Annotated in this window: 8 protein-coding genes, 2 tRNA genes and 1 rRNA gene; 2 read left to right on the top strand and 9 right to left on the bottom strand. The window is 58.8% G+C overall.

Features of this window, described 5'->3' with window-relative positions:
• Positions 1-267 precede the first annotated feature (267 nt).
• The 5 genes from VM554_00505 to VM554_00485 form a co-directional block, all read right to left on the bottom strand.
• Positions 268-343: transfer RNA gene (locus tag VM554_00505), tRNA-Ala, on the bottom strand.
• A 23-nt stretch (positions 344-366) separates the two neighbouring features.
• Positions 367-443: transfer RNA gene (locus VM554_00500), tRNA-Ile, on the bottom strand.
• A gap of 303 nt (positions 444-746) precedes the next feature.
• Positions 747-2,246, bottom strand: a 16S ribosomal RNA gene (locus tag VM554_00495).
• A gap of 988 nt (positions 2,247-3,234) precedes the next feature.
• Positions 3,235-4,695: a M48 family metallopeptidase gene (locus tag VM554_00490; GenBank protein ID HVJ06843.1), complete on the bottom strand. Its 1,461-nt coding sequence runs from the start codon at positions 4,693-4,695 to the stop codon at positions 3,235-3,237.
• Positions 4,696-4,751: 56 nt separating this feature from the next.
• A complete protein-coding gene (locus VM554_00485; GenBank protein ID HVJ06842.1) occupies positions 4,752-5,420 on the bottom strand; it encodes a MarC family protein in 669 nt (222 codons plus the stop codon).
• Positions 5,421-5,691: 271 nt separating this feature from the next.
• Here VM554_00485 and VM554_00480 point away from each other — a divergent pair, with 271 nt between their 5' ends.
• Entirely contained in the window at positions 5,692-6,633 is a 942-nt protein-coding gene (locus VM554_00480; protein ID HVJ06841.1) for a branched-chain amino acid transaminase, read from the top strand.
• Positions 6,634-6,717: 84 nt separating this feature from the next.
• On the opposite strand, the gene VM554_00475 is transcribed toward VM554_00480, so the two are convergent.
• The 3 genes from VM554_00475 to VM554_00465 form a co-directional block, all read right to left on the bottom strand.
• Positions 6,718-8,127 (bottom strand): NAD(P)/FAD-dependent oxidoreductase, encoded by a 1,410-nt coding sequence (locus VM554_00475; GenBank protein HVJ06840.1) that lies wholly within the window; start codon positions 8,125-8,127, stop codon positions 6,718-6,720.
• 135 nt (positions 8,128-8,262) lie between these two features.
• Complete coding sequence (locus tag VM554_00470; GenBank protein HVJ06839.1) at positions 8,263-11,235, bottom strand: IPT/TIG domain-containing protein; 2,973 nt, start codon at positions 11,233-11,235, stop codon at positions 8,263-8,265.
• A 234-nt stretch (positions 11,236-11,469) separates the two neighbouring features.
• Entirely contained in the window at positions 11,470-11,670 is a 201-nt protein-coding gene (locus VM554_00465; protein ID HVJ06838.1) for a hypothetical protein, read from the bottom strand.
• Positions 11,671-11,864: 194 nt separating this feature from the next.
• Here VM554_00465 and trxB point away from each other — a divergent pair, with 194 nt between their 5' ends.
• Positions 11,865-12,800 carry a thioredoxin-disulfide reductase gene (trxB, locus tag VM554_00460; protein HVJ06837.1) on the top strand — a complete coding sequence of 312 codons (936 nt, stop codon included), beginning with the start codon at positions 11,865-11,867 and terminating at the stop codon, positions 12,798-12,800.
• 265 nt (positions 12,801-13,065) lie between these two features.
• On the opposite strand, the gene VM554_00455 is transcribed toward trxB, so the two are convergent.
• Positions 13,066-13,338 (bottom strand): hypothetical protein, encoded by a 273-nt coding sequence (locus tag VM554_00455; GenBank protein ID HVJ06836.1) that lies wholly within the window; start codon positions 13,336-13,338, stop codon positions 13,066-13,068.
• Between the last annotated feature and the right edge of the window lie 68 nt (positions 13,339-13,406).

Genomic DNA, 13,406 nt, shown 5'->3' with positions numbered 1-13,406 from the left:
CGCACTATCCTAAAGACACTCAACTAAACAACCTCTCGAGTCCCGCGATACGATCGCAGCCTCGAGGCATTGCTCAGCCTTGTAATGTATTTACCCAATCGATTTCGTTGTCAAACATCCAAGCGTCAGCATCGCTGACGACCACCCTGAGGTGGATTGAACCAGCAGAACAACCGTCCGAAGACGAACTGTTCCGCCCTGCTCAAAGTTCGAAGCCCCATCTTGCGACAGGCTTCCAACTTCAAGCAGATTCGAGAAGACCAAGGTTGGTGGAGCTGACCGGGATCGAACCGGTGACCCCCTGCTTGCAAAGCAGGTGCTCTCCCAGCTGAGCTACAGCCCCGTTCCTGAAGTGAACAGAAGTTGTGGTGGGCCTGGGTAGATTCGAACTACCGACCTCACCCTTATCAGGGGTGCGCTCTAACCAACTGAGCTACAGGCCCGGCATCGCTCGCACTCCTGCCCAGTAGCCCGCATCCCGCTACAACTGAGATACGCTACGCTGAGCCCGACTGCTCTCGTCTTGCTTACTCGAAAGTTTTCGAGGACCAGGTTGAACATGCAGAGCAGCTACGCCGCTCTTGACTATCGGTTTTGAAATCGGAAAAGCAGAGATGGCCTGATTCAAGCTCTCTCGAGTTCGGCTTGCGCCTTGCCCGAGAGGTACATGGCAACGTCCCGCTTACGCCACCCGAAGGCAGTCTGCTATCGCAGAAGTAAGTGAGTGCCATGACGTTCTCTCTTAGAAAGGAGGTGATCCAGCCGCAGGTTCTCCTACGGCTACCTTGTTACGACTTCACCCCAATCATGAATTACACCTTGGACGGCTGCCTCCTTGCGGTTAGCTCACCGGCTTCTAGTGCAACCCACTTTCGTGATGTGACGGGCGGTGTGTACAAGGCCCGGGAACGTATTCACCGCGGCGTTCTGATCCGCGATTACTAGCGATTCCAGCTTCATGTAGTCGAGTTGCAGACTACAATCCGAACTGAGGTCGGCTTTTTCCGATTAGCTCCCCCTCACGGGTTTGCGACGGTTTGTACCGACCATTGTAGCACGTGTGTAGCCCTGGACATAAAGGCCATGAGGACTTGACGTCATCCCCGCCTTCCTCCCCGTTATCCGAGGCGGTCTCGCCAGAGTGCCCAACTGAATGATGGCAACTGGTGATAAGGGTTGCGCTCGTTGCGGGACTTAACCCAACATCTCACGACACGAGCTGACGACAGCCATGCAGCACCTATATAGCAGCCCCTTGCGGGGAAGGAATATTTCTACTCCGGTCCACTACATTTCGAGCCCAGGTAAGGTTCTTCGCGTTGCGTCGAATTAAACCACATGCTCCACCGCTTGTGCGGGCCCCCGTCAATTCCTTTGAGTTTCAGCCTTGCGACCGTACTCCCCAGGCGGATCGCTTAACGCGTTAGCTTCGGCACGGCGGGATTGGGTACCCGCCACACCAAGCGATCATCGTTTAGGGCTAGGACTACCAGGGTATCTAATCCTGTTTGCTCCCCTAGCTTTCGTGCCTCAGCGTCAGTTATGGTCCAGTGAGCCGCTTTCGCCACAGGTGTTCCTCCCGATATCTACGCATTTCACCGCTACACCGGGAATTCCACTCACCTCTCCCATACTCAAGCCCGGCAGTTTCTCGTGCAGACTTCGAGTTGAGCCCGAAGATTTCACACAAGACTTACCAAACCGCCTACGCACCCTTTACGCCCAATAATTCCGAACAACGCTCGCCCCCCTCGTATTACCGCGGCTGCTGGCACGAAGTTAGCCGGGGCTTCTTCTTCCGGTACCGTCATAATCGTCCCGATCGAAAGGAGTTTACGTCCCAAGGGACTTCATCCTCCACGCGGCGTTGCTGCGTCAGGGTTTCCCCCATTGCGCAAAATTCCCCACTGCTGCCTCCCGTAGGAGTCTGGACCGTGTTTCAGTTCCAGTGTGTCCGTGCGCCCTCTCAGGCCGGATACAGATCACTGCCTTGGTGGGCCATTACCCCGCCAACTAGCTAATCTGCCGCGACCCCCTCCTAAAGCGAATTGCTCCTTTGACCCGTAGGTATTATGCGGTATTAGCTAAGGTTTCCCTCAGTTATCCCCCACTCCAGGGTAGGTTAGTCACGTGTTACTCACCCGTGCGCCACTTTACTCATGGATTGCTCCACTTTCTCGTTCGACTTGCATGTGTTAGGCACGCCGCCAGCGTTGATTCTGAGCCAGGATCAAACTCTCGTTTGAAACTGTTCGTCTTCTCCCTCGACGGAGGTCGAGAAGAGAAGAACCGCCTCGCAGAGCTCGAAAGTCTGCGAGACTTTAATACTGTGAGAATGATCAAACCAAAACTTCTCGTATTCTCACGACTGGCATGTTCAACCTGATTGTCAAAGATCCACGCCGGTGACCGCCTGAGCGGGCCGCTTGGATCGGGAACGCAGCCGATTGGCTACGCGTCCTCGAACTTGTTGCGCTGCATTTGCTCGCCGCTTTACGCCGCGAAGCATTTTTACGCGAACTTTCCAAGAGTATCGAAGATGATCGCTCTTGTCAAGCTAATTTCTAAACTTTCTTGGCGTTCGCCACAGTCCGTGGCGCGCTCGGCTTAGACTCGCCAAGCAGTTGACGTCAGACATTGCTCAAGCACTTTCTGTAACAACTCGAAAGCCTGGCACAGCAGCAGAGCTGCTAGTCTCATCAACGACTCGGTTCGCTTGGCCTTCCTTCACGGAAGGCTGATGCAGCACTAAAATTTGAAAGATCACTCGCGGAGCATACGCTCTCGCGCGGGCAACTAAGCCCTTGAGGAGTCTTACTCCTCAGTCCTGCAATGGATTGTTCGCTCTGGAAGGAAAACCTTCTGGGGCTGAAAAGCCCGTCGAACATACCTGCGTCGCTCAATCTCTATTTCGGTGCGACCTTCAACGGCCAGCACGCGACGCACATGAATCCCACTGCTCTAACGCTTCACAACAGTAACATGCGGCTCTCAATCTTGCAAACCGCTTGTCATCACAACTGCTCCGTTCGACTCCTCACTACCGAGCCGCTCGTCATCGCCGCGACAAGATGAATACTATCAACCAGGAGATGCGTCCGCAAGTATGAATAGCTGTTGAAAAACAGTCAATCCTGTTGAAAAGCTGCGAAGCCTGCGCCAGGCTTAGCGTTCAGGCCTCGCCTATAGTTACAAATACCTTGTGTTTTCGATCTACGGGCCTTCACCAGGCGGTCATTTAGCCTTGAAACTACGAAGAATGTGCTCATAAGTTGGGCGAAGAACCTGTGCATCTTCTCCTGGAGCGATAAATACCAGGGCCGTCAATACTCCACTCGAGTGCTGAATAGCCACCAGCCAATCATGCTCCGGCAGAGCCTGCCCATTGCGCACCAGCGCTGACTGTCCGGTAAGCTCCACGCTCTTTGCCGGACGCTTGTTGACCAGCACATCCTCCACATTGCCGCTCTGCGTCAATCCGGAGTTCTGCTGGATCATCTGCTGCACGAGCTGCGTAAAGGCACTTGCGAAGCTAGTTCCCTGCTGGATGGCGTACGACTCCACCACAACGCCGTAAACGACGCTCTGGTCCGTTGCTCCTCCGGCTGGCGCGATGGTGGCATTGGTGCCCGTGCCGGTCGCCGCCTGCCAATTGTCGGGATAGTCCAGCGTGTAATCGCGCGTATCGAGCGGCTTCCATCTCCCACTCGGAGTAAACTTCACCGATTGATTGGTCGATTGATTGGTCGATGCACTTGATCCGTTCCCGCCTGCTGCAGCAGAACCGCCGGAGACCTGGCTCGGTGCCTGATTCGGTGTCTTCGTCTTCCACGCCCCGCTCTTGATCTCCTCCGGCGTGTAGGCATGCATCGCGCTCACCTGATCATGAATGCGTTTGAATTCAGGGCTCGTCTTCACGTAGTTCGCTTTGGCCGGCAGGGTATCGATCTCGTCCTGAACATAGCCCACGCGATTGCCGGGATTCGGGTGATCGCTCAGCATTTGCGCTCCTCCGGCGCCATACTTTGCCTCGATGACCTCAAAGAACTGTGGCATGGCGCGGGGGTCGTAATCTGTGTCGTAGAGAATATCGGTCCCCATAAGATCGGCTTGCTTCTCCGCCTCGCGCGACATTCGCAGATAGCCAAGCCCCGCGACGGCCCCGATGCCTGTCTGCGCCAGCGAACCCGCGCTGCCCGGAAGAAATATGCCGGCAGCGACCTGCCCCAGCCCGTACCACATTCCCTGCTGCTGCTGCTTGGTCGCGTTGCAGGTTGCATGGCGCTGCACTACGTGCGAGATCTCGTGCGCCATCACGCCCGCCAGTTGCGCCTCGGTGGTCGCCGCCTGGATCGTCGCCAGATTTACGAAGATGGGTCCGCCGGGCAGGGCAAACGCGTTGATGTCGCTCTCGTTCACTACATGAAATTCGAACGGCCACCGGTAACCCGGCGCGTGAGCCACCAGTTTCGCGCCCAGTTGCTGAACGTACTCCGTAACCGGGCTCGAATTAGGCAGCACCGGCATGGTCTTGTACACCTCAGCCTTCGCCTTCTGCCCTTCGGTTATCTCCTGCTGGGGCGAAAATGCATTCTTGCAAGGCTGCGGAGTAAAGCGCGCCATCGCTGGCTTTCCACCCAGTCCATTCGCCAGCCCAATCCCCAGAACCACCAGCAAAACAAGAACCTTCCGCATCTTCCCTTTCTCCATGACCCGCTCCCTCGTTCCTACCTCATCCCCGCAGCTCAAACTCAGCTTCCACCGGGATGCGCAATCACTCCCAGATCCATCAATCCATTCACAAAAAACTGCACGGCAAGCGCAACCAGCAGCAAGCCCATAATGCGCACCAGAATTCGAATGCCGGTTTCTCCAAGGAGCCTGCGCACCCGATCTGCCCCGGACAGCACCCCATAGCTCGCCGCCGCGGTCACCGCAATCGACAGCAGAATCGCGGCCATCTGCCAGTTCGGCCACTTGCTGGGAGCCTGCCCCACCAGCACCATCACGCTGGAAATGGATCCCGGCCCGGCCAGCATCGGAATGCCTAGCGGTACGATGCCGGCATCCTCCTTGGCAGTCGCCTCCTCCGCTTCGCTGGACGACTCCTGGGTGGGCGAGCGTTTCGCCTCCAGCATGTCCACGCCAATCAAGAGCAGAATCAGCCCGCCCGCAATCTCAAACGCCGGCAACGTGATGCCAAACAGCACAAAAATCAGTTTTCCTGCGAGGGCAAATGAGGTCAGAACGACAAAGCACGTCACCGCCGCGCGATAGGCCATGCGTCTCCGGCGGTGCGGATCGGCGCCAGCGGTAATCGCCAAAAAGGTAGGAATAGCGGCGAACGGATCAACCAGGAAAAAAACGGAACTGAGCGCCAGCAGGGAAAAACGCACATACGGCGAGCTCAATTGGTGCATACCAAGTTCCATCGGACCGAGCATACGTATTGACCTTACCCTAAGGGTGCCCCCGCAAGCCACCATTCCCATCTGCAGAAGGGATTCCTTTTCGACACACCGGATAACTACCGCGCGCCTCGCCTCAATTTCAAGCCGCATCCAGAGAAATGAGCCCCGAAAATGTACAACATGGCTGGCCGTCCCCCGGCCCCCAAGGATGGCGGATGACATTCCCTTATCCTGCGCTGTAAGCTGATTCTGTCCCCCTTTTGAAAGGAGTCTCGCGTCGATGCCCATTCAGACCACCGCCAGTATTTGGCATAATGGCAACCTCATCCCATGGGAGAAGGCCACACTGCACGTTATGAGTCACGTGGTCCACTATGGCTCTGCAGTCTTCGAGGGTATCCGCTGCTATGCCCAGCCGCAGGGAGCAGCCATCTTCCGCCTGCCGGAGCACATGCAGCGCCTGCTCGACTCGGCAAAGATCTACCGCATGCCCCTGCCCTATTCGCTCGATCAACTCTGCAGCGCCACCGTCGATCTTTTGGAGAGCAATAACGTCGCACCCTGCTATATCCGCCCGATCGCGCTGCGCGGGTATGGCGAAATGGGCGTCGACCCCAAGGGCTGCCCCGTTGACGTCTACATCGCGAACTTCCCCTGGGGGAAATACGTTGCCGGAGATCACGGCGCCGACGTCTGCGTTTCCTCATGGAACCGCATTGCGCCCAATACGATTCCGGCCCTGGCGAAGGCGGGCGGAAACTATCTCAACTCGCAGCTCATCCACATGGAAGCCGTTGCCAATGGCTACCAGGAAGGGATTGCACTCGACGTCAACGGGTATGTGTCCGAAGGCTCCGGCGAGAACCTCTTCATCGTTCGCAACGGCGTGCTCTTTACTTCGCCGCTCGCGAACTCGCTGCTCTCCGGCATCACGCGCGACTCAGTCCTGACGCTGGCACGGCACTTTGGCATCCCGGTTGTCGAGCAGTCCATCCCTCGCGAGATGCTCTACATCGCCGACGAAGTGTTCTTCAGCGGAACCGCAGCCGAGGTAACACCGATTCGCTCCGTGGACCGCATCGAAGTTGGCGACGGCAAGATGGGCCCGATCACACAGCAGCTCTCCGAAGAGTTCTTTGGAGTGGCCAACGGGTTGCGCCCCGACCGCTTCGGATGGCTCACGCCGGTCAAGGTCAGCACCGACCAGCAGGTCTCTGTTTAACTCCAGCAGCATTCCTCCGCACGCACAAAGGGGCAGCCACCGGCTGCCCCTTTGTGCATGGATTGCACTATTTCCAACCCTTCCCTACGCCTGCTCAGAATGACCCGTCGCACCCGGAGAGTTAAGGTCGAGAGGTCCCGCTTCCGCCCGGGCCAGGTCACGCTGCGACTTCCAGCCGGGCAGGTTCTGGCTTCCGGTAATCAAGCGCGCTCCATGCGCAAACGTGAAATACGTATAGGCCCATTCGAGCAGCACCATGATCCGGTTCCGGAATCCGATGAGGAAGTAAATGTGAACCGTCAGCCACGTAAGCCATGCGGAGAAGCCCGACAGATGGCCCTTGAAAGGCCACTTCACATTGGCGATAGCAGCCATCCTTCCAATCGTCGCCATATCGCCCTTGTCGAAATAGCGGAAGGACGTGCGCGCCTTGCCTTCAAGATCCTGCCCTATCATCTTCGCTACGTGGTCTCCCATCTGCATCGCAGGCTGTGCCACGCCCGGCACTTGTTTCCCCTCCTGCTCAAAATGCGCCAGGTCGCCACAGACGAAGATCTCCGGATGCCCCTGCGGGTTCAAATACGAATCGACAAGGACGCATCCGCGCCGGTCCGTCGGCACGCCCAGCAGCTTGCCCAGCGGAGAAGCCTGCACGCCAGCAGCCCACAGAATCACCACCGCATCGATGCGCTCGTCTCCGACCATCACATATCCCGGCTGCACATCCGATACCTGCGCGCTGGTGCGCACCTCCACACCCAGATCCTGTAATTGCTTCACTGCACTTTGCGAGAGATCCTCCGGGTAGTTCCCCAGCACCCGCGGCGAGCCCTCCAGAATAATTACCCGCGCCTTTGCCGGATCGATGTGCCGGAAGTCATATCGCATATAGAGGCGTGCAATGTCGGAGATCGCGCCCGCCAACTCCACTCCCGTGGGACCGCCGCCGACGACCACAAAGTTCAATGGCGGGTGCGATCCGGTTTCGAGCATCTGCCGTTCCGCCAACTCGAAGGCCAGCAGCACGCGGCGGCGAATCTCCGTGGCATCCTCGATGGTCTTCAATCCCGGAGCACTCGTCTCCCAATCATCCCGGCCAAAGTACGAGTGAGTGGCGCCCGTGGCCACCATCAGGTAGTCATACTCGAGTACAGCGCCGCTCTCCATCGATACCCTGCGACGCTCCAGATCGAAGCCGATTGCCTCGTCCATCAGCACTTCAACATTCTGCTTCCCTCGCATCATTCCGCGAATCGGCTGGGCTATATTCGCGGGAGACAACACCGCGAGCGCCACCTGGTAGAGCAGAGGTTGAAAGGTGTGATGATTCCGGCGATCGACCAGAGTGATGTCCACCGGAAGATGGGCAAGCCCATTGGCAGCATGAATGCCGGCGAACCCTCCTCCCACGATCAGCACGCGAGGACGTGCAGACTTCGGGCGGCGATCCGTCGTCGCCGGCCCGCTCCTATTCGTTGAAAGCGCCTGTACCATCGATCTCCTCCAGCCCCGCTTTCTGCAAGGTCAATGACTAAAAGATGCTGGAAACAGGGAGACCGACGCTATTCTGACGCTCGTTCTTCATTTTTTGAGGCTCGCCCTTATTTTTTTAAGGACACCTTTCTCCGCTTACGGGTGCCTCTCAATCTCAAAATTGATCTCCGCCAGCAGCCCCGTGACGGCCGTAACCCTGAGCCGCGTGGCCACTCCATCCTGCGAAAGCGGAGTAAAGGTCACCAGCCCATCGCCACCGGAAACCGCTGAGGTCATCTGCCTATTCAGCACTGGAGCCATCCGGCAGCGATCATGCGGACCGCATGCTGGAGACCAGCGCGAGAGCGTCTGATAGAGGCTCACCACCGCGCCCGCCATAGGATGCCCCGCCGCATCCACCGCACGCAGCACAATCGGCGCGGGCGTATCTTCCACTCGCATCGTCTGCCCCGCGCCGCTCACCGCCAACAGCCCCGCATATTCCGGGTACACGCTGGATACCGTAAACGAGCCGCAGGACGCGCCGCCGTTGATGCAGGCTTGAATCTGGACGTTGGTCGCCGTGCCCAGTGGCCCCGCGGTCACGTGCGCCGAGGTCATGCCGTTGCTGCCCGTCACGCTGGAAGAGGTCTGCGCAGTGGCTCCCGCGCCGCTGCTCCATGAAACCGCCTGACCCGCCATCGGCACTCCGGCGTTGAGCACCAGCGCACGAGGCTGCCAGACAAACGTTGCGCCCCGGGCCAGATAGAGCTGGCTGTCCAGCGCGGCAACGGAGGGTGGCACTCCCCCAGTAAACTCAATGCGCACACTCGCGCCATTGCTGAGCGATGCCGTCACGCTGGAGGCACTCGTCGAGGTTGCCGTAATGTCCAGCCGCACCAACCCATCGCCACCCGCAATCACCGTACAGACCGGCTGGCCGCAGCCCAGCGTCGCCTGTCCAAACGCCATCGCATAGGTCACTGTCAGCCCCGGCACGGGATTCATGTTGGTGTCCATCGCCCGCACGACAAATGGCAGCGGCACATCCAGCGGTACGGTATACATCGGAGCCGTGACCAGGTTCAATGCGTCGCTGCCGGAGGCGTCGTAACTCAGACCGTCGCCAATCCTGGCAAAGCCCGCCGTCGCCGGATCGTACACCTCCACCAACACAGTGCCGGACACTCCCGCCGCCGCAGGAGGAGCAATCGCCGTAAGCTCCGTCGGAGAGACGCTCGTGATCGTGGCCGGAACACCTGCGATCCGCACAATATTCCCTTCGCGGAAACCCAGTCCGCGAATCGTGATGCTCCCTCCGCTGCGGCTGATCCGGCCAGGCGTTACCGTATCCGCATAGAGCACGCGGCCGCGATACAGATAGTCGGGTCTGCCATCTCCTCGTTCGTCCGCGATACCCAGCCGCAGGTCTCCATCACCCATCGTCGTCACGCCCACATAGCTGACTCCCGAATAGCCTCCCAGCGCCTGCACGGAATTGACCACCGAAGGAGAACCGGGGCTGTCGATCGCATTCCACACCCCCAGCACCAGGCGCGCCTTTTGTTGCGAGGATTGTCCCCGCTCATTGAGCGCCTGCGCCTCGACAGTGAAGTAGCGATTCCCCTTCACCGCCAGGCCAAACCATCCGCTGTGACCATAGCCCGTAAGCCGTCCCACCCACTCCCCGCTGCCGGGCAAAACTGCCGGAGCAGTCTCGCTCCCGTCCTTTCCACTGTGGGATTCCTGCGGAGCATCGGGAATCAGGATGTCCTGCTGCCGAGTCGCTCCCGCTCCCAGACTGCGAATCAACACCGCCGGCATCGTCCCCGCAGGGAGAGGCGCTCCCAGAGTCTGCGCACCCACCGATGTCGCGCGTTCATACAACGCGTTGATCGGTTCGAAGGTGAGCAGGTAATCCGCCTGGCTCTGCCCGGGAGGCAGCGGCATGGCGCTCAGATCGAAGAAGCCCTCCAGCGCCGCATCATCGCTGCCAAATCGGTCGAAGCGGTTGCCCTGTAGATCGACCCAGCCGGTAACCGGATTTCCCTGGTTTCCCTGGAAATACTCGCCTGTCACCGCCGAAACCGGATAGCGCGTATCCGGCAGATGGGTATCGGGGTTCAGCGGATACGCAACGACATTCACCCCCTGCATACCCTGTCCCGTCGGGAAGCGTATAGTCCCCTGGATCGAGACGGTAGTCGCCGCTGTCAGTTGCTTGGCCGGATTGCTCGAAAGATAGTTCGAAAGATTGTCGGGCGTCACTGGATAGATCCGGCTGATCGCGGCAATATCATCCGGCCGCAGGGCCATCCCGCGGAAGACACAAGGCACCTGCATGGGATCGCAGGGCGGCTCAATGGGATGCATCAATGGCCATCCCGCCAGGGATGCGGAAAAGTTGGTGGGATTGCCATACGGCACATCGTCATTCGCCTGCGACCAATCCAGCCCCAGAACTCGCCCAAAGCCGCGCACTACCGCCTGCGGCATGGTCTCCATCTGTGCCGCAGTGTGAGCGCAGCGCCCGTTCAACAGCAGGAACGCATGTTGAAACGTGCCATCGGTCGCGATCGCATCCACCTGCACCGTGACGCTGTTCATGGTGCAGGCCAGTGGATCGCTTGCCCCCGGACCGAGCAGTGCATCCAGCACCGTCCCATCCACGTCAAGGATCACCGCTAGCGGCTTGTCAAGAGCGGTGGGCAGAATGTCTGCCGGAGCTTGCGTCCAGCCGGAAGGCACAGGCCCCGGCGTCGAGGAGACGTTGGCGCTGCTCACATCCTCATCGAGCGACCCTGCCTCCGTTATACTCACCGCAGCCGTGACGACACTGTTCCACTGCGCGGCTGCCTGATTGACCAGGGCCTCCGCCGCGGCATGATCGACATCCGAGCTCAGCGGCCCCTGATCGAGGTAATAAGGCAGGCTGCCATTCTTCCAATGCAGTGGACGGCCCTTTGCTGCCGGGTCAAAATAGCTCTTCCCCGCAACCCAGCGCGGCCCTCCCGCCAATGCCGTGGCGGAATACCCCAGCAAAATCGTCAGTAACATCCATCGAGTGGCCTGCCTGCAAAGCCTGACCCCAAAGCTGTTAAGCCTTGCCTCGAAAACCGAATTGCGCATGGATCCTCCGCGAGGGCTCCGGCCTCTTGCCAAAGCTCCCCATGCGCGCGGTGGCTGCGTTTTTTGCAGATCCCCCTGAAAAGGACAAAGGAGCAGGACCACCACGCGCGCTCCTCTCCATTCCGCCATGGAAAGAAAACGCGCGTGTGCCATTCTGCGACACAAAACAGCGGAGCAATTCGAAATGGGAGTCAGGGTTTCAAAATTGCCAAAAAGGAACTCACTACGTCCTGCTTAAATCTCGGGGTAAAAATCGAAGAAGGCTTCAATGCTTTGCCGCAGTTGGGCCTCGATCTGCTCGCGCGAGCCTTCGAGGATGTGCATCGTGACCCGCGCCTCATTCCCGTTCTTCAACTTCACCGGCGCGTCACCCACCTCGGTGATCTCCTCTGCCGGAAGAAGCCGCATGCCATAAACCAATGTCAGATTTGCCATGCCGCTCATCTTATCCGCGAGCCACCGCGAACGAAAGACCATGCCTGGGAATCAGCCATCGAGCAGAGCCGCGACCGGCGATTCGCAACGTTTCCCGCCCTCAAGCATCTTCCAATCAGCAATCTTTTCGCGGAGGGCCCTGCAAAGGCGCGTGCCGTTCTGCCTCGCAGGCCAGTACAATCAAAGGAACTTCTATGTCCGAAACGATTCGTAATACTGTCATTCTCGGCTCCGGTTGTGCGGGACTCACGGCAGCCATTTATACCGCCCGCGCAAACCTGAAACCTCTCGTTCTGGAAGGCCATGAGCCCGGCGGTCAGCTCTCCATCACCACGCTGGTGGAGAATTTTCCCGGATGGCCCGAGGGAATCCAGGGCCCTCAGCTCATCGAAAACATGAAGCAGCAGGCCGCCCGCTTTGGTGCCGAGTTCAAGATGGCCCATCTCGTCTCGGTCGATCTCTCACGCCGCCCCTTCCATCTCAATCTGGGCAGCGAAGTAGTGCGAGCGCACACTCTGATCATCGCCAGTGGAGCCTCTGCCCGCTGGCTCGGCCTCCCATCGGAGCAGGCCCTGATCGGCCACGGCGTCAGCTCCTGCGCTACCTGCGATGGCTTCTTTTTCAATGGGAAAGAGATTGCCGTCATCGGCGGTGGAGACTCGGCAATGGAGGAAGCGCTCTTCCTGACGCGGTTTGCCTCAAAGGTCACGCTCATCCATCGCCGCGACCAGTTCCGCGCCTCCAAGATCATGTTGGAGCGCGCGATGGCGCATCCTACGATTGACTTCCTCACCAACACTGCGGTGCTGGAGGTCCTGGGCGTGGAGGAGAAGGAAGTGAGCGGATTGCGCCTCAGTAACACCGTCACCAAAGAGGAGAGCATCCTCCCTCTGAGCGGCGTCTTTCTCGGCATCGGACACAATCCCAACGCCGCAATGTTTGAAGGCCAGATCGACCTCGACTCCGACGGCTACATCGTCACCCACGATAACGTCTTCACTCGCGTCCCCGGCGTATTCGCCTGTGGCGACGTGCAGGACCGGCGTTACCGGCAGGCCATCACCGCCGCTGGCTCCGGCTGCATGGCTGCGCTCGAGGTGGAAAAATACCTCGAAGAACACGATCGCTAAAGTCTTCTCCGCTCCTGCCAATGCGGCAAAAGCAGGGCAACTCCCTCCTGGAGCATAGGTAACTACCCAGCAACTCCAGAAGGGAAATTGCCCTGCAAAGCGACAGGAATCCGCCGACGCGCATGGACCGAGACGCACAGGCGCAATTCCGCAAATTCGCAAACAGCGGTTTGCTTCAAAAAATGAGAAGAAAGTTTTGGAAAAATCGCGAGCTGATCCGCTCGCACCTGCATCGAGGGGCAGAAACCCCGCAGGGCCGAAGAAACTACAGAAGATGCTGCCGCTTGCTCGTCGTACCAGTTAACTGCACATTTGTTGCAAAAAGGTTTGCAACCTCACCATCCCGCCATGCCCTGCGTTCCACCGTATTCAGCACTTCCTTTACGGCCGGCGCATTGGGGCTGTGGATCGCATCCCACACGCCGTAAGCATAGGCCTGGCGCTGGTTTCGCACCATCAGCGCGATCACCAGCCCCACCGCGGCTGCGATCCACAGCCATGCTGGGACTTGATCCATCGTCCAAAATAGGCTATCCATACTGCAATTCCTTTCACATCCTGCATCACATCTTGCGAATGAACGACCGTTGTAACCTCGCGTTCAAC

Origin of the sequence: Acidisarcina sp. (assembly GCA_035539175.1) — a bacterium.
Taxonomy (GTDB): domain Bacteria; phylum Acidobacteriota; class Terriglobia; order Terriglobales; family Acidobacteriaceae; genus JANXZS01.
The sequence above is the reverse complement of the archived record's forward strand: the minus strand, read 5'-3'. Positions and strand labels throughout refer to the sequence as shown.

Coding starts and splice junctions, on each gene's coding strand:
- VM554_00465 (HVJ06838.1), bottom strand. CDS start 11,670: ATGGCAAATCTGACATTGGTTTATGGCATGCGGCTTCTTCCGGCAGAG.
- VM554_00490 (HVJ06843.1), bottom strand. CDS start 4,695: ATGCGGAAGGTTCTTGTTTTGCTGGTGGTTCTGGGGATTGGGCTGGCG.
- VM554_00475 (HVJ06840.1), bottom strand. CDS start 8,127: ATGGTACAGGCGCTTTCAACGAATAGGAGCGGGCCGGCGACGACGGAT.
- VM554_00455 (HVJ06836.1), bottom strand. CDS start 13,338: ATGGATAGCCTATTTTGGACGATGGATCAAGTCCCAGCATGGCTGTGG.
- VM554_00470 (HVJ06839.1), bottom strand. CDS start 11,235: ATGCGCAATTCGGTTTTCGAGGCAAGGCTTAACAGCTTTGGGGTCAGG.
- trxB (HVJ06837.1), top strand. CDS start 11,865: ATGTCCGAAACGATTCGTAATACTGTCATTCTCGGCTCCGGTTGTGCG.
- VM554_00480 (HVJ06841.1), top strand. CDS start 5,692: ATGCCCATTCAGACCACCGCCAGTATTTGGCATAATGGCAACCTCATC.
- VM554_00485 (HVJ06842.1), bottom strand. CDS start 5,420: ATGCACCAATTGAGCTCGCCGTATGTGCGTTTTTCCCTGCTGGCGCTC.